Source organism: Escherichia sp. HH26CH (genome assembly GCF_009820205.1).
Classification (GTDB): domain Bacteria; phylum Pseudomonadota; class Gammaproteobacteria; order Enterobacterales; family Enterobacteriaceae; genus Escherichia; species Escherichia coli_F.
In genome coordinates, this window is sequence record NZ_VNXM01000066.1 from 27,142 (window position 1) to 47,329 (window position 20,188).

Annotated in this window: 20 protein-coding genes; 14 read left to right on the plus strand and 6 right to left on the minus strand. The window is 50.0% G+C overall.

From position 1 onward, the window contains the following. The first annotated feature begins 1 nt into the window (after position 1). The 8 genes from mrdA (at position 2) to lipA (ending at position 8,970) form a co-directional block, all read left to right on the plus strand. Positions 2 to 1,903, plus strand: coding sequence for a peptidoglycan DD-transpeptidase MrdA (gene mrdA, locus FQ015_RS21235; RefSeq protein ID WP_000776191.1), 1,902 nt, complete (start codon positions 2 to 4; stop codon positions 1,901 to 1,903). A gap of 2 nt (positions 1,904 to 1,905) precedes the next feature. Further along, a complete protein-coding gene (gene mrdB / locus FQ015_RS21240; protein WP_000131719.1) occupies positions 1,906 to 3,018 on the plus strand; it encodes a peptidoglycan glycosyltransferase MrdB in 1,113 nt (370 codons plus the stop codon). A 10-nt stretch (positions 3,019 to 3,028) separates the two neighbouring features. After that, the gene (gene rlpA / locus FQ015_RS21245; protein WP_001231428.1) at positions 3,029 to 4,117 is read left to right on the plus strand and encodes an endolytic peptidoglycan transglycosylase RlpA; all 1,089 of its coding nucleotides are present in this window, start codon (positions 3,029 to 3,031) and stop codon (positions 4,115 to 4,117) included. Positions 4,118 to 4,256: 139 nt separating this feature from the next. Then, a complete protein-coding gene (dacA, locus tag FQ015_RS21250) occupies positions 4,257 to 5,468 on the plus strand; it encodes a D-alanyl-D-alanine carboxypeptidase DacA (protein WP_001092082.1) in 1,212 nt (403 codons plus the stop codon). A 109-nt stretch (positions 5,469 to 5,577) separates the two neighbouring features. Then, positions 5,578 to 5,841 (plus strand): DUF493 family protein YbeD, encoded by a 264-nt coding sequence (gene ybeD / locus FQ015_RS21255; protein WP_000850550.1) that lies wholly within the window; start codon positions 5,578 to 5,580, stop codon positions 5,839 to 5,841. Positions 5,842 to 5,941: 100 nt separating this feature from the next. Beyond that, positions 5,942 to 6,583: a lipoyl(octanoyl) transferase LipB gene (gene lipB, locus FQ015_RS21260; RefSeq protein WP_000284041.1), complete on the plus strand. Its 642-nt coding sequence runs from the start codon at positions 5,942 to 5,944 to the stop codon at positions 6,581 to 6,583. A gap of 259 nt (positions 6,584 to 6,842) precedes the next feature. Next, on the plus strand, positions 6,843 to 7,796 hold the full coding sequence (locus FQ015_RS21265) for a YbeF family transcriptional regulator (RefSeq protein WP_039021076.1): 954 nt from the start codon (positions 6,843 to 6,845) through the stop codon (positions 7,794 to 7,796). A 208-nt stretch (positions 7,797 to 8,004) separates the two neighbouring features. Then, entirely contained in the window at positions 8,005 to 8,970 is a 966-nt protein-coding gene (gene lipA / locus FQ015_RS21270; protein WP_000042632.1) for a lipoyl synthase, read from the plus strand. 100 nt (positions 8,971 to 9,070) lie between these two features. Here the strand turns inward: lipA and tatE are convergent, their stop codons facing one another. Further along, on the minus strand, positions 9,071 to 9,274 hold the full coding sequence (tatE, locus tag FQ015_RS21275) for a twin-arginine translocase subunit TatE (protein WP_000503931.1): 204 nt from the start codon (positions 9,272 to 9,274) through the stop codon (positions 9,071 to 9,073). A 128-nt stretch (positions 9,275 to 9,402) separates the two neighbouring features. Beyond that, a complete protein-coding gene (locus FQ015_RS21280) occupies positions 9,403 to 10,191 on the minus strand; it encodes a deaminated glutathione amidase (RefSeq protein ID WP_001305561.1) in 789 nt (262 codons plus the stop codon). 95 nt (positions 10,192 to 10,286) lie between these two features. Between FQ015_RS21280 and crcB the strand changes: the two genes are divergently transcribed. Further along, complete coding sequence (gene crcB, locus FQ015_RS21285; RefSeq protein ID WP_000939738.1) at positions 10,287 to 10,670, plus strand: fluoride efflux transporter CrcB; 384 nt, start codon at positions 10,287 to 10,289, stop codon at positions 10,668 to 10,670. A 53-nt stretch (positions 10,671 to 10,723) separates the two neighbouring features. On the opposite strand, the gene cspE is transcribed toward crcB, so the two are convergent. Both cspE and pagP read right to left on the minus strand, forming a co-directional pair. Further along, a complete protein-coding gene (cspE, locus tag FQ015_RS21290) occupies positions 10,724 to 10,933 on the minus strand; it encodes a transcription antiterminator/RNA stability regulator CspE (RefSeq protein WP_000034825.1) in 210 nt (69 codons plus the stop codon). Positions 10,934 to 11,107: 174 nt separating this feature from the next. Beyond that, positions 11,108 to 11,668 (minus strand): lipid IV(A) palmitoyltransferase PagP, encoded by a 561-nt coding sequence (gene pagP, locus FQ015_RS21295; RefSeq protein WP_160524471.1) that lies wholly within the window; start codon positions 11,666 to 11,668, stop codon positions 11,108 to 11,110. Between the two features lie 588 nt (positions 11,669 to 12,256). Here pagP and dcuC point away from each other — a divergent pair. After that, positions 12,257 to 13,642 carry an anaerobic C4-dicarboxylate transporter DcuC gene (dcuC, locus tag FQ015_RS21300; protein WP_000955057.1) on the plus strand — a complete coding sequence of 462 codons (1,386 nt, stop codon included), beginning with the start codon at positions 12,257 to 12,259 and terminating at the stop codon, positions 13,640 to 13,642. Positions 13,643 to 13,682: 40 nt separating this feature from the next. Here dcuC and dpiA read toward each other — a convergent pair whose 3' ends face one another. Continuing rightward, positions 13,683 to 14,363, minus strand: a complete 681-nt coding sequence (dpiA, locus tag FQ015_RS21305; RefSeq protein ID WP_000126500.1) for a two-component response regulator DpiA — start codon at positions 14,361 to 14,363, stop codon at positions 13,683 to 13,685. Beyond that, entirely contained in the window at positions 14,332 to 15,990 is a 1,659-nt protein-coding gene (gene dpiB / locus FQ015_RS21310; protein ID WP_001353363.1) for a sensor histidine kinase DpiB, read from the minus strand. The genes dpiA and dpiB overlap by 32 nt, the downstream gene beginning before the upstream one ends. A 378-nt stretch (positions 15,991 to 16,368) precedes the next feature. Between dpiB and citC the strand changes: the two genes are divergently transcribed. Genes citC through citF form a run of 4 tightly spaced genes read left to right on the plus strand, consistent with a single transcriptional unit; the run spans position 16,369 to position 20,186 of the window. Then, complete coding sequence (gene citC / locus FQ015_RS21315; RefSeq protein ID WP_000467705.1) at positions 16,369 to 17,427, plus strand: [citrate (pro-3S)-lyase] ligase; 1,059 nt, start codon at positions 16,369 to 16,371, stop codon at positions 17,425 to 17,427. Positions 17,428 to 17,441: 14 nt separating this feature from the next. Further along, entirely contained in the window at positions 17,442 to 17,738 is a 297-nt protein-coding gene (citD, locus tag FQ015_RS21320; protein ID WP_000700703.1) for a citrate lyase acyl carrier protein, read from the plus strand. Continuing rightward, positions 17,735 to 18,643, plus strand: coding sequence for a citrate (pro-3S)-lyase subunit beta (citE, locus tag FQ015_RS21325; protein WP_000622357.1), 909 nt, complete (start codon positions 17,735 to 17,737; stop codon positions 18,641 to 18,643). Before citD ends, citE begins: the two co-directional genes overlap by 4 nt. A 10-nt stretch (positions 18,644 to 18,653) precedes the next feature. Continuing rightward, positions 18,654 to 20,186 carry a citrate lyase subunit alpha gene (gene citF / locus FQ015_RS21330; protein WP_000192245.1) on the plus strand — a complete coding sequence of 511 codons (1,533 nt, stop codon included), beginning with the start codon at positions 18,654 to 18,656 and terminating at the stop codon, positions 20,184 to 20,186. Positions 20,187 to 20,188 lie beyond the last annotated feature (2 nt).

Consider the following 20,188-nt stretch of genomic DNA (forward strand, 5'->3'; position numbering starts at 1 on the left):
GATGAAACTACAGAACTCTTTTCGCGACTATACGGCAGAGTCCGCGCTGTTTGTGCGCCGGGCACTGGTCGCCTTTTTGGGGATTTTGCTGCTGACCGGCGTGCTTATCGCCAACCTGTATAATCTGCAAATTGTTCGCTTTACTGATTACCAGACCCGATCTAATGAAAACCGCATTAAGCTGGTGCCTATCGCGCCCAGCCGCGGCATTATCTACGACCGCAACGGTATCCCTCTGGCACTTAACCGCACTATCTACCAGATAGAGATGATGCCGGAGAAAGTCGATAACGTGCAGCAAACGCTGGACGCTTTGCGCAGCGTGGTTGATCTGACCGATGACGATATTGCTGCATTCCGAAAAGAGCGCGCACGTTCACACCGTTTCACCTCCATTCCGGTGAAAACTAACCTGACTGAAGTACAAGTGGCACGCTTTGCCGTCAATCAGTACCGTTTTCCGGGTGTCGAAGTTAAAGGCTATAAGCGTCGTTACTATCCTTACGGTTCGGCGTTGACCCACGTCATCGGCTATGTGTCGAAAATCAACGATAAAGACGTCGAACGCCTGAATAATGACGGCAAACTGGCCAACTATGCGGCAACGCATGATATCGGTAAGCTGGGCATTGAGCGTTACTATGAAGATGTGCTGCACGGTCAGACAGGTTATGAAGAGGTTGAAGTTAACAACCGTGGGCGTGTTATCCGCCAGTTAAAAGAAGTGCCACCGCAAGCCGGACACGATATTTACCTGACGCTGGATCTCAAACTCCAGCAATATATTGAAACGCTGCTGGCGGGTAGCCGCGCAGCGGTGGTAGTCACCGATCCGCGTACAGGTGGGGTGCTGGCGCTGGTTTCCACGCCTAGTTATGACCCAAACCTGTTTGTTGACGGTATCTCCAGCAAAGATTATTCCGCCTTGCTGAACGACCCAAATACACCGCTGGTGAACCGCGCCACACAGGGGGTTTATCCTCCCGCGTCTACAGTTAAACCCTATGTGGCGGTTTCGGCATTGAGCGCCGGAGTGATCACGCGCAATACGACGCTGTTTGACCCAGGCTGGTGGCAACTGCCAGGTTCAGAAAAACGTTATCGTGACTGGAAAAAATGGGGCCACGGGCGTCTGAATGTCACAAGATCGCTGGAAGAATCTGCGGATACCTTCTTCTATCAGGTGGCCTACGATATGGGGATCGATCGCCTCTCCGAATGGATGGGTAAATTCGGTTATGGTCATTACACCGGTATCGACCTGGCGGAAGAACGTTCCGGCAACATGCCTACCCGCGAATGGAAACAGAAACGCTTTAAAAAACCGTGGTATCAGGGTGACACCATTCCGGTTGGTATCGGTCAGGGTTACTGGACAGCGACCCCAATCCAGATGAGTAAGGCACTGATGATCCTGATTAATGACGGTATCGTGAAAGTTCCACATTTGCTGATGAGCACCGCTGAAGACGGCAAACAGGTGCCATGGGTACAACCGCATGAACCGCCCGTCGGCGATATTCATTCCGGTTACTGGGAGCTGGCAAAAGACGGTATGTACGGTGTTGCTAACCGCCCTAACGGTACGGCGCATAAATACTTTGCCAGCGCACCGTACAAAATTGCAGCAAAATCCGGTACGGCTCAGGTCTTCGGCCTGAAAGCGAACGAAACCTATAATGCGCACAAAATTGCCGAGCGTTTACGTGACCACAAACTGATGACCGCCTTTGCGCCATACAACAATCCGCAAGTGGCTGTCGCCATGATTCTGGAGAACGGTGGCGCGGGTCCGGCGGTTGGTACGCTGATGCGCCAGATCCTCGACCACATTATGCTGGGTGATAACAACACCGATCTGCCTGCGGAAAATCCAGCGGTTGCCGCAGCGGAGGACCATTAATCATGACGGATAATCCGAATAAAAAAACATTCTGGGATAAAGTCCATCTCGATCCCACAATGCTGCTGATCTTACTGGCATTGCTGGTTTACAGCGCCCTGGTTATCTGGAGCGCCAGCGGTCAGGATATCGGCATGATGGAGCGTAAAATTGGCCAAATCGCGATGGGTCTGGTCATCATGGTGGTGATGGCGCAAATCCCTCCACGCGTTTATGAAGGCTGGGCACCCTATCTCTACATCATCTGTATTATTTTGCTGGTGGCGGTAGATGCGTTCGGCGCAATCTCTAAAGGCGCTCAACGCTGGCTGGACCTCGGTATCGTTCGTTTTCAGCCGTCAGAAATTGCCAAAATAGCCGTACCACTAATGGTAGCGCGCTTTATCAACCGCGACGTTTGTCCACCGTCGTTGAAGAACACCGGCATCGCACTGGTGCTGATATTTATGCCCACGCTGCTGGTGGCTGCGCAGCCTGACCTGGGAACATCAATCCTCGTTGCGCTTTCCGGTCTGTTTGTACTGTTCCTCTCTGGCCTTAGCTGGCGTCTGATTGGCGTCGCAGTAGTGCTGGTGGCGGCGTTCATTCCTATTCTGTGGTTCTTCCTGATGCATGATTACCAGCGCCAGCGTGTAATGATGCTCCTGGACCCGGAATCAGACCCACTCGGCGCGGGCTATCACATTATTCAGTCTAAAATTGCTATTGGCTCCGGCGGATTACGCGGCAAAGGCTGGCTGCACGGTACTCAGTCACAGCTTGAATTTCTCCCCGAACGCCATACTGACTTTATTTTCGCGGTACTGGCGGAAGAGCTGGGGTTAGTGGGCATTTTGATTCTGCTCGCTCTCTACATTCTGCTGATCATGCGCGGGCTGTGGATAGCCGCCAGAGCGCAAACCACCTTTGGTCGCGTCATGGCTGGCGGCTTAATGCTGATATTATTCGTTTATGTCTTCGTAAATATTGGTATGGTAAGCGGTATTCTGCCGGTTGTAGGGGTTCCGCTCCCACTGGTCAGTTATGGAGGATCAGCGCTAATTGTGCTGATGGCTGGGTTTGGGATTGTTATGTCAATCCACACCCACAGGAAAATGTTGTCGAAAAGCGTGTAAGAGGTGCGCAATGCGTAAGCAGTGGCTCGGGATCTGCATCGCGGCAGGAATGCTCGCGGCATGTACAAGCGATGATGGTCAGCAACAGACGGTAAGTGTACCGCAGCCTGCGGTATGTAACGGCCCCATAGTTGAAATTAGCGGGGCGGACCCGCGTTTCGAACCACTGAACGCGACGGCAAATCAGGATTACCAGCGCGATGGTAAAAGCTACAAAATCGTGCAGGATCCATCTCGATTTAGCCAGGCGGGACTGGCCGCAATCTATGACGCCGAACCAGGCAGTAACCTGACGGCCTCTGGCGAAGCATTCGATCCGACACAGCTGACAGCGGCCCATCCAACGCTTCCGATCCCCAGCTACGCCAGAATCACTAACCTGGCTAACGGGCGAATGATCGTGGTGCGCATTAATGATCGCGGTCCTTACGGCAACGACCGCGTTATTTCGCTTTCTCGCGCGGCAGCTGACCGTCTTAACACGTCAAACAACACCAAAGTTCGTATCGATCCGATTATTGTCGCCCAGGATGGTTCGCTTTCTGGTCCTGGTATGGCCTGTACCACAGTTGCCAAACAGACTTACGCCCTGCCTGCACCTCCCGATTTAAGCGGTGGCGCGGGAACAAGTTCAGTGTCTGGCCCGCAGGGTGACATTCTTCCGGTCAGTAATTCGACGCTAAAAAGCGAAGATCCGACCGGCGCGCCGGTAACCAGCAGCGGTTTCCTCGGTGCACCAACGACGTTAGCGCCTGGTGTGCTGGAAGGCAGCGAACCAACACCTGCGCCACAGCCCGTTGTTACAGCTCCCTCGACAACGCCTGCAACCTCGCCTGCAATGGTGACACCGCAAGCCGCCTCGCAAAGCGCTAGCGGCAACTTTATGGTGCAAGTTGGGGCCGTAAGCGATCAGGCGCGTGCGCAACAGTACCAACAGCAACTGGGACAGAAGTTCGGCGTCCCCGGTCGCGTAACTCAAAATGGCGCGGTCTGGCGGATCCAGCTTGGCCCATTCGCCAGCAAAGCCGAAGCCAGTACCTTGCAGCAACGTTTGCAAACCGAAGCCCAATTGCAGTCATTTATTACCACCGCGCAGTAGCGTAAAGCAGGCATCTGATGTGTCAATTTCTGTAAATGACGTTAACAAAGTCACGCGGAAAGTCAGATGCCTGCCGGTAGTGCATTTGCTATAGTAGGGCACTTTTTTTAATTCCATCACGGATGTCGTAGTTCAGACCATGAATACCATTTTTTCCGCTCGTATCATGAAGCGCCTGGCGCTCACCACGGCTCTTTGCACAGCCTTTATCTCTGCTGCACATGCCGATGACCTGAATATCAAAACTATGATCCCGGGTGTACCGCAGATCGATGCGGAGTCCTACATCCTGATTGACTATAACTCGGGCAAAGTGCTCGCCGAACAGAACGCAGATGTCCGCCGCGATCCTGCCAGTCTGACCAAAATGATGACCAGTTACGTTATCGGCCAGGCAATGAAAGCCGGTAAATTTAAAGAAACTGATTTAGTCACCATCGGCAACGACGCATGGGCCACCGGTAACCCGGTATTTAAAGGTTCTTCGCTGATGTTCCTCAAACCGGGCATGCAGGTTCCGGTTTCTCAGCTGATCCGCGGTATTAACCTGCAATCGGGTAACGATGCTTGCGTCGCCATGGCCGATTTTGCCGCTGGTAGCCAGGACGCTTTTGTTGGCTTGATGAACAGCTACGTTAACGCACTGGGCCTGAAAAACACTCACTTCCAGACCGTGCACGGTCTCGACGCTGACGGTCAGTACAGCTCCGCGCGAGATATGGCGCTGATCGGCCAGGCGTTGATCCGTGACGTACCGAATGAATACTCGATCTATAAAGAAAAAGAATTTACGTTTAACGGTATTCGCCAGCTGAACCGTAACGGCCTGTTATGGGATAACAGCCTGAATGTCGACGGCATCAAAACCGGACACACTGACAAAGCAGGTTACAACCTTGTTGCTTCTGCGACTGAAGGCCAGATGCGCTTGATCTCTGCGGTGATGGGCGGACGTACTTTTAAAGGCCGTGAAGCCGAAAGTAAAAAACTGCTAACCTGGGGCTTCCGTTTCTTCGAAACCGTTAACCCACTGAAAGTAGGTAAAGAGTTCGCCTCTGAACCGGTTTGGTTTGGTGATTCTGATCGCGCTTCGTTAGGTGTTGATAAAGACGTGTACCTGACCATTCCGCGTGGCCGCATGAAAGATCTGAAAGCCAGCTATGTGCTGAACAGCAGTGAATTGCATGCGCCGCTGCAAAAGAATCAGGTCGTCGGTACTATCAACTTCCAGCTTGATGGCAAAACGATCGAACAACGCCCGCTGGTTGTGCTGCAAGAAATCCCGGAAGGCAACTTCTTCGGCAAAATCATTGATTACATTAAGTTAATGTTCCATCACTGGTTTGGTTAAAAATCGAACACTTGAAAGTGTGATTTCCGCCCCCATATACTAAGCATCAGTAAAAAACTCCCGCCTTCTGGCGGGAGTTGCTATTTAATTACGTTACGCCGGAGCTGACATGAAAACCAAACTTAACGAACTGCTTGAATTCCCTACTCCTTTTACTTACAAAGTTATGGGGCAGGCGTTACCTGAGCTGGTTGATCAGGTGGTTGAAGTGGTACAGCGCCATGCGCCAGGTGACTACACCCCAACGGTAAAACCAAGCAGCAAAGGCAACTACCACTCGGTATCTATCACTATCAACGCCACTCATATTGAGCAGGTTGAAACACTGTATGAAGAACTGGGCAAAATCGATATTGTCCGCATGGTTCTGTAACTCGCGTATTCTTTACCCGGCCCCTGGTCGGGTAACTCCCCTCTCCTCGCTGTGATATACTTTTCCCCCACTTTTACTCATTCTCCACGGAGATGCCGTTTTGTATCAGGATAAAATTCTTGTCCGCCAGCTCGGTCTTCAGCCTTACGAGCCAATCTCCCAGGCTATGCATGAATTCACCGATACCCGCGATGAAAGTACCCTTGATGAAATCTGGCTGGTCGAGCACTATCCGGTATTCACCCAAGGGCAGGCAGGAAAAGCGGAGCACATTTTAATGCCGGGCGATATTCCGGTGATCCAAAGCGATCGCGGTGGGCAGGTGACTTATCACGGGCCGGGGCAACAGGTGATGTATGTGTTGCTTAACCTGAAACGCCGTAAACTCGGTGTGCGTGAACTGGTGACCTTGCTCGAGCAAACAGTGGTGAATACCCTGGCTGAACTGGGTATAGAAGCACATCCTCGGGCTGACGCGCCTGGTGTCTATGTCGGGGAAAAGAAAATTTGCTCACTTGGCTTACGTATTCGGCGCGGTTGTTCATTCCACGGTCTGGCATTAAACGTCAATATGGATCTTTCGCCATTTTTACGTATTAATCCTTGTGGGTATGCCGGAATGGAAATGGCTAAAATATCACAATGGAAACCCGAAGCGACAACTAATAATATTGCACCGCGTTTGCTAGAAAATATTTTAGTGCTACTAAACAATCCCGACTTCGAATATATTACCGCTTAATTACATACATCAATGGCCCAATTTACACTGGGTCATTACTCATAATACCTGCTAATGCTTTACTTCTCCTTCGCGTTTGTATATTTTCTTTATCACTTGCAGAAATGCGATGCAATGCTTCGCTCCGTAACTCACCCCATTGATTAACTTATTGAAATAGTTGACTATGGTGAGCAAAAGCGTTCCATTCAAATTAGATATAAGATTATTGTAATTTTTTTAAATATTATTTTTCCATGAATAAAATTGGAGTAAGTGCGTGGATAGTAATAATCAAATTGAACCCTGTTTAAGCAGAAAGTCGTCAGAAGGTAAACCACAAATATTTACAACCTTACGAAATATTGATCTTAACCTTCTGACTATTTTTGAAGCTGTATATGTACATAAAGGGATCGTTAATGCAGCGAAAGTGCTTAATCTGACCCCCTCGGCAATCAGTCAGTCTATTCAGAAACTGCGCGTTATATTCCCTGACCCATTGTTTATTCGCAAAGGCCAGGGTGTCACACCTACCGCATTTGCGATGCATCTACATGAGTATATCAGTCAGGGCCTTGAGTCCATTCTTGGCGCGCTGGATATCGAAGGAACCTATGATAAGCAACGAACGATAACTATTGCGACCACCCCCTCGGTCGGAGCCCTGGTCCTTCCAGTCATCTATCGCGCGATTAAAACTCATTATCCGCAGCTTTTACTGCGCAACCCCCCTATCAGCGACGCGGAAAGCCAACTCAGTCAGTTTCAAACCGATCTCATCATTGATAACATGTTCTGCACCAATCGTACGGTACAACATCATGTTCTGTTCACCGACAATATGGTGTTAATTTGCCGCGAGGGAAATTCGCTACTCTCCTTAGAAGATGACAGAGAGACTATCGAAAACGCTGCACATGTACTCCTGTTACCGGAAGGGCAAAATTTCAGCGGTCTGCGGCAGAGAGTTCAAGAGATGTTTCCGGACCGGCAAATCAGTTTCACCAGCTACAACATTTTGACAATCGCTGCACTGGTTGCCAACAGTGACATGTTAGCGATTATTCCCAGCCGTTTTTATAACCTGTTTAGCCGTTGTTGGCCGCTGGAAAAACTGCCTTTTCCGTCCTTAAATGAGGAGCAAATAGATTTCTCTATCCACTACAACAAATTCAGCCTGCGTGATCCCATCCTGCACGGGGTAATAGATGTTATCCGTAATGCATTTTGAAAAAGTATTGTTACAGCCAGATCACAGCGAAGAACGAAAAAATGGCACAATCCAACAACAATTTTACATTTTCGCGACCGCTTTGGCTGCTTTCAGGTCCGTTTCAATGATATACTGCCAGTCGTTAATTCAAAAATAGTTGATAATTACAACAATCTATTGAATTGAAACGCTTTCCTTCGTAATTCGCAACTGGAACACGCACGCTATGAGTAAACCCATTGTGATGGAACGCGGTGTTAAATACCGCGATGCCGATAAGATGGCCCTTATCCCGGTTAAAAACGTGGCAACAGAGCGCGAAGCCCTGCTGCGCAAGCCGGAATGGATGAAAATCAAGCTTCCAGCGGACTCTACACGTATCCAGGGCATCAAAGCCGCAATGCGCAAAAATGGCCTGCATTCTGTCTGCGAGGAAGCCTCCTGCCCTAACCTGGCGGAATGCTTCAACCACGGCACAGCAACGTTTATGATCCTCGGCGCTATTTGTACCCGCCGTTGTCCGTTCTGTGACGTTGCCCACGGTCGCCCGGTAGCTCCGGATGCCAATGAACCAGTGAAACTGGCGCAGACCATTGCCGATATGGCGCTGCGTTATGTGGTTATCACCTCCGTTGACCGTGATGACCTGCGCGATGGCGGTGCCCAGCACTTTGCGGATTGCATTACTGCCATTCGGGAAAAAAGCCCGCAAATCAAAATTGAAACTCTGGTGCCGGATTTCCGCGGTCGTATGGATCGTGCTCTGGATATTCTGACCGCCACACCACCAGATGTGTTCAACCATAACCTGGAAAACGTACCGCGTATTTACCGTCAGGTACGGCCTGGTGCAGATTACAACTGGTCGCTGAAGCTGCTGGAACGCTTTAAAGAAGCGCATCCGGAAATCCCGACCAAGTCTGGTCTGATGGTGGGTCTGGGTGAAACCAATGAAGAAATTATTGAGGTAATGCGCGATCTGCGTCGTCACGGTGTGACGATGTTAACACTGGGACAATATTTGCAACCAAGCCGCCATCACCTGCCGGTTCAACGTTACGTTAGCCCGGATGAGTTCGACGAAATGAAAGCCGAAGCGCTGGCGATGGGCTTTACCCATGCTGCATGCGGTCCGTTTGTCCGCTCGTCTTACCACGCCGATTTGCAGGCGAAAGGGATGGAAGTTAAGTAATCCTGTAATAATTACTTACATCTGTCTGATAAAAAACCCGCTTTTTGAAGCGGGTTTTTTGTATCGAACAAGATATTGAGGGAGCGTCCTGCTCGCCACGTCACTCTTTATGAGAGAGCTTTTCAGCCTGAAGATCAACGTCTGCGCCTTTTTTCGCCGCAGCATCGTCATCATTCATCGCCTTCTTGAACCCTTTAATGGCCGCTCCAAGGTCTCCGCCCAGCGTACGTAACTTCTTAGTCCCAAACAGCAGAACGACCAGCGCCGCAACTACCAGCAGTTTGGTAATACTAATCTCACCCATAGATACCTTCTTGACATATAACCGGCAACAGAACGCGCCTTAAAAACCAGAGAATATTAACGGTCATTCGACGCGCGCACACAATAGCAATCTGTAACAAGGTGAATCAAGCGCCGAGTAAAAAAACATCATAATAATTGCGGCGGCGCAAAGCGACGGTTGTTTAAGACGGGCAGTTGCGCGCGGACCTGACGCACACGTTCGGGCGTCACTTCCGCCATAATGAGTGCAGGCATTTCTGACGCTGCCGCAATGGTGACGCCAAAGGGATCTATAATCCGGCTTTGCCCGATATTTTTGTTCCCGCACTCCCCCGCCGCCACCATATAACAGGTGGTATCCAGCGCACGAGCGGCAAGCAACGTTGACCAGTGATGCTCTTTGAGCGGCCCGCGAACCCAGGCGGCAGGAAGTACCAGGATTTCAGCTCCCTGTAATGCCTGTGCCAGCGCCAGCTCTGGAAAGCGTAAGTCATAACAGGTCATCAGACCGACCTTCATCCCTTCCACCTCCAGTAACGGAGCTATTTCATTACCAGCATCAACATGGCGTGATTCCTGAATGGCAAATGCATCATAGAGATGCAGTTTGGCATAACGGGCGACGATGTTTCCTGCCTGTAACGCCACCAGCATATTCCATGCGCGCCCCGGCGTTGAAGGAACATGAATCGTCAGAATTGTCGTCATCATGTTACGTTTACTTTCTCGCCGTAAACGTCCGAGGAATTCGCCTTCCAGCAGCTGTGCTGATTTAACCGATAGATCTGCATCATGATCATCACGCGCCAACAATGCTTCCGGCAGGACAAACAGCGAAACGTCGTTTTCCGCCGCCTGCGCCATCAACGAGGCACAAATCTCAGCGTTCTTTTCCCACACAGATGTAACAGCAAACTGTCCTGCGGCAACCAGCATTGCCACCTCCTCCTGTCAGAGTCGTAAAATTCGCCAACGGCGATTATTCGGCGTTACACTTATCACTCATACAAATCAAATAGCAGGATTTTGCAGTGTTACAACTTCTTTTAGCAGTTTTTATTGGCGGTGGTACGGGAAGCGTGGCGAGATGGCTGTTAAGTATGCGATTTAACCCGCTGCATCAGGCGATTCCGTTGGGGACGCTGGCTGCAAACCTGATTGGGGCATTCATCATAGGAATGGGATTCGCCTGGTTTAGCAGGATGACGAACATTGATCCAGTGTGGAAAGTATTAATCACCACCGGATTTTGTGGCGGTCTAACAACCTTCTCAACATTTTCGGCAGAAGTGGTGTTTTTGTTACAAGAGGGCCGCTTTGGCTGGGCATTACTGAACGTTTTCGTCAACCTTCTGGGGTCTTTTGCCATGACCGCACTGGCTTTCTGGCTGTTTTCGGCCTCAACCGCACACTAAAGACCAAAAAAAACCCGCTGATTAAGCGGGTTTTGAATTCTTGCTGACGTATCTTACAGAGCGATTACGTTTGCAGCAGAAGGGCCTTTGGCACCGTTAGTGATTTCGAACTCTACGCGCTGACCTTCAGCAAGAGTTTTAAAACCATTAGTCTGGATTGCAGAGAAGTGTACGAACACGTCTTTGCTGCCGTCTTCCGGAGTAATGAAACCGAATCCTTTGGACTCATTAAACCACTTAACGTTACCTTTAATCTTAGACATCAAAATTACCTTTACATGAAAAATAGACACAAATGCTGTGTCGGTTACCAGTACACCAATTGTGGTACGCTTTGTCCAGTGCAACTTTACTAAAAAGTGATAAAAGTCGCGTTATTTTTGATGTTAATTATTTTACTCATTGATTTTAAAGAAGTTACTAAAATTTCATTTGTCTCAAAACTGAAAGCGCATCCAGGCAAAGTACACATTGCCATTATTATAGGTACCCGGAATGTAGGTCATCTGAAAAGTCACTGGACCATACCCCACAGAGGCCAATGGCAGTAGAACCGGGAGAGGGATGTAATTCCAGTTATCGCGTGCCGTTACGCCAGCGGTGAATCCCAGTCCTAAATGAAAATTTTCATCCGCCAGCGGTCGCCAGGTACTTTCCCATCCGTATCCGGCAATCGGTTCCCATTTGTTCCACGAGTCCTTAAATGCCATGGCATACAGGCCATGCCAGTTTCCTTTTTCATCCCAACGCGACTGACCAAAACCGCCACCCCACGGTCGCTCGTTATAGCGATCGGTTTTTTCTTTGTCGTAAGCGAAACGTGCATGCCAGGTGATGGCAGGAATATATAAATCATAATGTTCAGGCTGTTGCCAGGTTTGTGTAATATTTTCTCCAAACGTTGTCATCCACTCATCTACGTTAGCAAAAACTTTACCAACGCTGATTAACTGAATAAAAACAAAGGAAAATATAGAGATATATTTACTCACGTTCATTTGTGACCATAAAACATTTATCAAAAATCTACTACTAGCATAGCAAAACTACAATTAACATAACCTTAATAGACCCAACATGAAGAATAATCTGAATAGCTGCTCTATTTATTTCCGCTTGTTCAAGATAAATATTTCCGCGCATCGATTTAAGATGATACTTCGTTTTCTGCGATGGGAATAGTCATAAAAGAAAAAGCAAGTTGTTTCTGATAACAAAATGCAACCAAGAAAAAATTAACTTATTTTTTAATAAGATACAAAAAACATCTTAATGAAGAATATATTATATATTGTCAACCCACGCCCATTGCAGATTGTTTTTTGAGCACACAACCGCAGCTAACACCATTGCAATTAACAAATTTGCATCAATCCACCATCAATTTACACACATTATTATGTGATAATTGCCAACCGCTAAATATGCGTTTTGTTATCTATGTATAAAAACAGCAACTTCAATGTCTTAATGGCAGTTTTTCTTGATTTTAATCAGCATTCACCGCCAATTTATTGGGCATATTTTTTCCTTAAGCTTTAGGAATTTTTTATTATTTACCTTGGGGCCTGGAGACAGGAAAAATTATGCTGACATTCATTGAACTCCTTATTGGGGTTGTGGTTATTGTGGGTGTAGCTCGCTACATCATTAAAGGGTATTCCGCCACCGGCGTGTTATTTGTCGGTGGCCTGTTATTGCTGATTATCAGTGCCATTATGGGGCACAAAGTGTTACCGTCCAGCCAGGCTTCAACAGGCTACAGCGCCACGGATATCGTTGAATACGTAAAAATATTACTCATGAGCCGCGGCGGCGACCTCGGCATGATGATTATGATGCTGTGTGGCTTTGCCGCTTACATGACCCATATCGGCGCAAATGATATGGTGGTCAAGCTGGCGTCAAAACCATTGCAGTATATTAACTCCCCTTACCTGCTGATGATTGCCGCCTATTTTGTCGCCTGTCTGATGTCGTTAGCCGTCTCTTCCGCAACCGGTCTGGGTGTTTTGCTGATGGCAACCCTGTTCCCGGTGATGGTAAACGTTGGTATCAGTCGTGGCGCAGCAGCTGCAATTTGTGCCTCTCCAGCGGCGATTATTCTTGCACCGACTTCAGGGGATGTGGTGCTGGCGGCGCAGGCTTCCGAAATGTCGCTGATTGACTTCGCCTTCAAAACGACGCTGCCTATCTCAATTGCTGCAATTATCGGCATGGCGATCGCCCACTTCTTCTGGCAACGTTATCTGGATAAAAAAGAGCACATCTCTCATGAAATGTTAGATGTCAGTGAAATCACCACCACTGCTCCTGCGTTTTATGCCATTTTGCCGTTCACGCCGATCATCGGAGTGCTGATTTTTGACGGCAAATGGGGGCCGCAATTACACATCATCACTATTCTGGTGATTTGTATGCTGATTGCCTCCATTCTGGAGTTCATCCGCAGCTTTAATACTCAGAAAGTGTTCTCGGGCCTGGAAGTGGCTTATCGCGGGATGGCAGATGCGTTTGCTAACGTGGTGATGCTGCTGGTTGCCGCTGGGGTATTCGCTCAGGGGCTTAGCACCATCGGCTTTATTCAAAGTCTGATTTCTATCGCCACTTCGTTTGGTTCGGCGAGTATCATCCTGATGCTGGTATTGGTGATCCTGACAATGCTGGCGGCAGTCACGACCGGTTCAGGCAATGCGCCGTTTTATGCCTTTGTTGAGATGATCCCGAAACTGGCGCACTCTTCCGGCATTAACCCGGCGTATTTGACTATCCCAATGCTGCAGGCGTCAAACCTCGGTCGTACCCTGTCACCCGTTTCTGGCGTAGTCGTTGCGGTTGCCGGGATGGCGAAAATCTCACCATTTGAAGTCGTAAAACGCACCTCGGTGCCGGTGCTTGTTGGGCTGGTGATTGTTATCGTTGCTACAGAGCTGATGGTGCCAGGAACGGCAGCCGCGGTCACAGGCAAGTAAATAGTCATGCCGGAGGCAAGCTTCCTCCGGCTTTATCATGTCACCCACTGTGGTATATGCGTTGCGGTCTGCCAACTTTGCCGTGAACAATTTCAGCAATAATCAGATGGCGGCTGGCGCAATATTCAAGATAACGTCTGGCAGTGGTGCGGCTGATAGTCAGTGCCTGCGCCACCGTTTCTGCCGTATGTTGCACACCAGGCTCTTTAAACAGTTTTCGCACCGCGTTTAGTGTCAAGGGGTCAATGCCGGTCGGCAGTTCGTCTTTGGGTTCACCGCGAGCATAGGCATTAAACATCTCATCGATTTGCTTCTGGCTGGCGCTATCAATACTTTCCAGCATATGTTTACGCTGGCGGAAACGGGTTAGCGTTTGCCCCAGCCGTTCATAGGCAATTGGCTTAATGAGATAATCAAATACACCACAACGTACGGCTTCAGACACCGTTTCCATATCACTGGCTGCAGTGGTAAACACCACGTCGCCGGGATAATGCGCCTGCACCAGTTCATGCAGTAAATTAATCCCTCTACCGTCAGGAAGATAGTTATCGAGCAAGATTAGCCCCGGCTTAAAACGCTCGATCATCATTCGGGCCTGCGCCAGGTTTCCCGCCAGTAATATCTGACTGAATCCGGGAATGTGACGAATATATTCCGCATGCATCTCTGCCAGCGGCGTTTCGTCCTCAACGATCAATAGGGTTAATGGAGCTGTCATTAGGTTTCACTTTCGGAATATAGATTGAAAATAAGGTACCGCAGGGATCATTATCTTCGAGAGTGATAACACCACCGCAGCGCGTTACGTAGCTGGCAATCAAGTACAACCCAATGCCATGTTCGCCGGGCTCGTCAGCACGCGTACTGACACCCTGCTCAAATATTTTGTCTCGTAGAGACTCTGGAACGCCGCAGCCCTGATCGGCGACTTCAATCACCACATCATCGCCTTCATCGCTGAGGAATAATTCAACGATCTTGTTTCCTTCATCGCTACGCAGGCTGGCTTCGAAGGCGTTATCAAGTAAATTGCCAACAATGGCTGCAAACTCGGTGCTGTCCAGTCCTGGCGGCAGTTGCGAAAGCTGACTTCCGGGGACGATGACCATTTTGAGCCCCAGTTCGCGGGCGCGCTGCACTTTACCAAAAAGCAGCCCCGCCACCTGGCGATCGGCAAACGCCTCGCGCAGGCTATCAATAAGCTGTTGCTGGGCCTGAGACTCCCCCTGCACCATCGCCAACACGCGATCATACTCTTTCATCTGCAACAGACCATTGAGCGTCGACATCCAATTGAGATGCTCGTGTCGCAATGTGCGCAGGCTCTCGACGTATTGTTTAATTTGCGTCAGTTGTGCATTGAGGGTGGATATTTCGTCTTTACTACGAAAGCTGATAATGGCCCCCAGCAAATCATCACCAGAACGAATAGCTTCCCGGTTGGCAATAACGCTCAGACCGTTAAAGTTCGCCACCACATCCTGACGTTTTTCATCAATCTGTTCGGTAAAGAAATCGGCGGGCCTGACCACTTCAGCAATGGGTTTACCCAACCATTGCCGTCCGGGGGAACTCAGCCCCAGCATCTTTCTTGCGTTACGATTGATGGCGGTAATGTAACCGTGCGGATCCACCGCAATCAGCCCTTCATAAACCGAACTAAACAGCGCCTCTTGCTGACGGACCACGCGTGCGATTTGCTTTGGCTCCATGCCCATCATTTGCCGACGGATATGCGCGGCCAGGAACCACGACAGCAACATCAGAATCCCTAACAGCACGACAAACACGCCAGCCATCGGTAATAAAAACTCAGCCCGCCAGCTATCGATTTTACTCACCAGGTAGCCAATCGACACCACGCCGATGACTTTTCCATCGTCATCAAAGATTGGCGTTTTGGCACGCATCGCCATGCCAATTGACCCTTTCCCGGTGATAAAGTAGCTCTCCCCTTTCTCCAGCGCGCCCGGTTTGGTGAATTGCATAGGATAACCAATTTTCTCCGGATTAGGATGGTAAAGGCGGATCGAGTGCCGGTCACCAATCACCACATAATCGAAATCAGTATCTCTTTGTAATTTGTTAGCGATGGTCGCCAGTCGCTTGTAGTCACGCGTTTTCACTGCGCTGATGATACTGTCATTAGAAGCAATAATTTTTGCCTGATTCATTGCCATGTCGCGCACATGAAGCGTTAAATAGTCCTCAAAACTGGCCGTAAAATATTGCGCCAGGGCTGCAATGACAAATATTGAGAACACCAGAATCAGCAAAAAGATACGCAGCGGAAATGCCAGTCTTTGGAAAAATGCAAACTGTTTATTCTCGTTAAGCTGCAACATTGTTTTCCTTGCGGGTTGTCCCGAGCCTCTTTGACGGATGTAATTAAAATGTTGAATCAAAATACATAGATATTAAATATAATCGTGGCAAATTTTATTCATTAAATCAATTAAATCACTTAAACCTGCGGGTCATTTCGTAATTACATTAATTAAAAAACTTAAAACCATTAAATAAATAAAAAACCACTAACTCTATGTGAAATAAATCAAAATTTCACGCTGCAATACTCCTTAGGATGTATAGCGAAAGGAGAAAAAGATATACCTCGATCGCCCCCTTTCTCCCAAGTGAAAATAAAAGGTTATCAGTTTGCAACATCGAACAACATTCGTTGCAAATCGATAACAACATGCACCTTCAGGATACTATTTATTATGTTCGGCAATGATATTTTCACCCGTGTAAAACGTTCAGAAAATAAAAAAATGGCGGAAATCGCCCAATTCCTGCATGAAAATGATTTGAGCGTTGACACCACAGTCGAAGTATTTATTACCGTAACCCGCGATGAAAAGCTTATCGCGTGCGGTGGAATTGCCGGAAATATTATTAAATGCGTTGCTATCAGTGAATCCGTTCGCGGTGAAGGACTGGCGCTGACATTAGCCACTGAATTGATAAACCTCGCCTATGAGCGGCACAGCACGCATCTGTTTATTTATACCAAAACCGAATACGAGGCGCTGTTCCGCCAGTGCGGTTTTTCCACGCTGACCAGTGTACCCGGCGTGATGGTGCTGATGGAAAACAGCGCCACGCGACTGAAACGCTATGCCGAATCGCTGAAAAAATTTCGTCATCCAGGGAACAAGATTGGCTGCATTGTGATGAACGCCAATCCCTTTACGAATGGTCACCGTTATCTGATTCAACAGGCTGCAGCACAGTGCGACTGGTTGCATCTGTTTTTAGTTAAAGAAGATTCTTCACGCTTTCCCTATGAAGACCGGCTGGATCTGGTGTTAAAAGGCACCGCCGATATTCCACGCCTGACTGTGCATCGCGGCTCCGAATACATCATCTCCCGCGCTACGTTCCCTTGCTACTTCATTAAAGAACAGAGCGTCATTAACCATTGTTACACCGAAATTGATCTGAAGATTTTCCGTCAGTACCTCGCTCCCGCGCTGGGTGTAACTCACCGCTTTGTCGGTACTGAACCCTTTTGTCGCGTTACCGCCCAGTACAACCAGGATATGCGCTACTGGCTGGAAACGCCGACTATCTCCGCACCGCCCATCGAACTGGTTGAAATTGAGCGGCTGCGTTACCAGGAGATGCCGATATCCGCTTCCCGGGTACGTCAACTGCTGGCGAAAAACGATCTCACGGCTATCGCGCCGCTGGTCCCTGCAGTCACGCTGCATTATTTGCAGAACCTGCTTGAGCACTCCCGCCAGGACGCGGCAGCTCGTCAAAAGACCCCCGCATGAGAAACAGGTGAAAAATGAAAATAAACCAGCCCGCCGTTGCAGGCACCCTTGAGTCTGGGGATGTGATGATACGCATCGCCCCACTCGATACGCAGGATATCGACCTGCAAATCAACAGCAGCGTTGAAAAACAGTTTGGTGATGCCATTCGCACCACCATTCTGGACGTTCTCGCCCGCTACAACGTGCGCGGCGTACAGCTGAATGTCGATGACAAAGGCGCACTGGACTGCATTTTACGTGCACGACTGGAAGCCCTGCTGGCACGCGCCAGCGGTATCCCGGCTCTGCCATGGGAGGATTGCCAATGATTTCCGCTTCGCTGCAACAACGTAAAACTCGCACCCGCCGCAGCATGTTGTTTGTGCCTGGTGCCAATGCCGCGATGGTCAGCAACTCATTCATCTACCCGGCTGATGCCCTGATGTTTGACCTCGAAGACTCCGTAGCATTGCGTGAAAAAGACACCGCCCGCCGCATGGTTTACCACGCGCTGCAACATCCGCTGTATCGCGATATTGAAACCATTGTGCGTGTAAACGCGCTGGATTCCGAATGGGGTGTCAACGACCTGGAAGCCGTCGTTCGCGGTGGTGCGGACGTTGTGCGTCTGCCGAAAACCGATACCGCTCAGGATGTTCTGGATATCGAAAAAGAGATCCTGCGTATCGAAAAAGCCTGTGGTCGTGAACCCGGCAGTACCGGCTTGCTGGCGGCGATTGAATCTCCGCTGGGCATTACCCGCGCAGTGGAAATCGCTCACGCTTCCGAGCGTTTGATCGGTATCGCCCTCGGTGCAGAAGACTATGTGCGCAACCTGCGTACAGAACGCTCCCCGGAAGGAACTGAACTGCTGTTCGCTCGCTGCTCCATTTTGCAGGCCGCGCGATCTGCGGGTATTCAGGCGTTCGATACCGTCTATTCTGACGCAAACAACGAAGCCGGATTCCTGCAAGAAGCCGCCCACATCAAACAGCTGGGCTTTGACGGCAAATCGCTGATCAACCCGCGTCAGATTGATCTGCTGCACAACCTCTACGCACCGACCCAGAAAGAAGTGGATCACGCCCGCCGCGTCGTAGAAGCCGCTGAAGCCGCCGCTCGCGAAGGCCTCGGCGTGGTTTCCCTGAACGGCAAGATGGTGGACGGTCCGGTTATCGATCGCGCCCGTCTGGTGCTCTCCCGTGCAGAACTTTCCGGCATCCGCGAAGAATAAGGCAATCAAAATGACGCAGAAAATTGAACAATCTCAACGACAAGAACGGGTAGCGGCCTGGAATCGTCGCGCTGAATGCGATCTTGCCGCTTTCCAGAACTCGCCAAAGCAAACCTACCAGGCTGAAAAAGCGCGCGATCGCAAACTGTGCGCCAACCTGGAAGAAGCGATTCGTCGCTCTGGTTTACAGGACGGCATGACGGTTTCCTTCCATCACGCTTTCCGTGGCGGTGACCTGACCGTCAATATGGTGATGGACGTCATCGCGAAGATGGGCTTTAAAAACCTGACTCTGGCCTCCAGCTCCCTGAGTGATTGCCATGCGCCGCTGGTAGAACACATTCGCCAGGGCGTGGTTACCCGCATTTATACCTCTGGCCTGCGCGGTCCACTGGCGGAAGAAATCTCCCGTGGTCTGCTGGCGGAACCGGTGCAAATCCACTCTCACGGCGGACGTGTGCATCTGGTACAGAGCGGCGAACTGAATATCGACGTGGCTTTCCTCGGCGTCCCGTCCTGTGATGAATTCGGTAATGCCAACGGCTACACCGGTAAAGCCTGCTGCGGCTCCCTCGGCTATGCAATGGTTGATGCCGACAACGCAAAACAGGTCGTGATGCTTACCGAAGAACTGCTGCCTTATCCGCATAATCCGGCAAGCATTGAGCAAGATCAGGTTGATCTGATCGTCAAAGTTGATCGCGTTGGCGATGCTGCAAAAATCGGCGCTGGTGCTACCCGTATGACCACTAACCCGCGCGAACTGCTTATTGCCCGTAGCGCTGCGGATGTGATTGTTAACTCTGGCTACTTCAAAGAAGGTTTCTCCATGCAGACCGGCACCGGCGGCGCATCGCTGGCGGTAACCCGTTTCCTGGAAGACAAAATGCGTAGCCGCGATATTCGCGCTGACTTCGCCCTCGGTGGTATTACCGCAACGATGGTTGATCTGCACGAAAAAGGTCTGATCCGCAAACTGCTGGATGTGCAGAGCTTTGACAGCCACGCTGCACAATCGCTGGCCCGTAACCCCAATCACATCGAAATCAGCGCCAACCAGTACGCTAACTGGGGTTCAAAAGGTGCATCGGTTGATCGTCTCGACGTGGTGGTACTGAGCGCGCTGGAAATTGACACCCAGTTCAACGTTAACGTGCTGACCGGCTCTGACGGCGTACTGCGTGGCGCTTCCGGTGGTCACTGCGATACCGCGATTGCCTCTGCGCTTTCCATCATCGTCGCGCCGCTGGTACGCGGTCGTATTCCGACGCTGGTGGATAACGTGCTGACCTGCATCACCCCGGGCTCCAGTGTCGATATTCTGGTCACAGACCACGGTATCGCAGTTAACCCGGCACGTCCGGAACTGGCAGAACGTCTGCAGGAAGCGGGGATCAAAGTGGTTTCTATTGAGTGGCTGCGTGAACGTGCGCGTCTGCTGACCGGTGAACCACAGCCGATTGAATTCACCGACCGCGTCGTTGCCGTTGTGCGTTACCGCGATGGCTCGGTGATCGATGTTGTGCATCAGGTGAAGGAATAAGC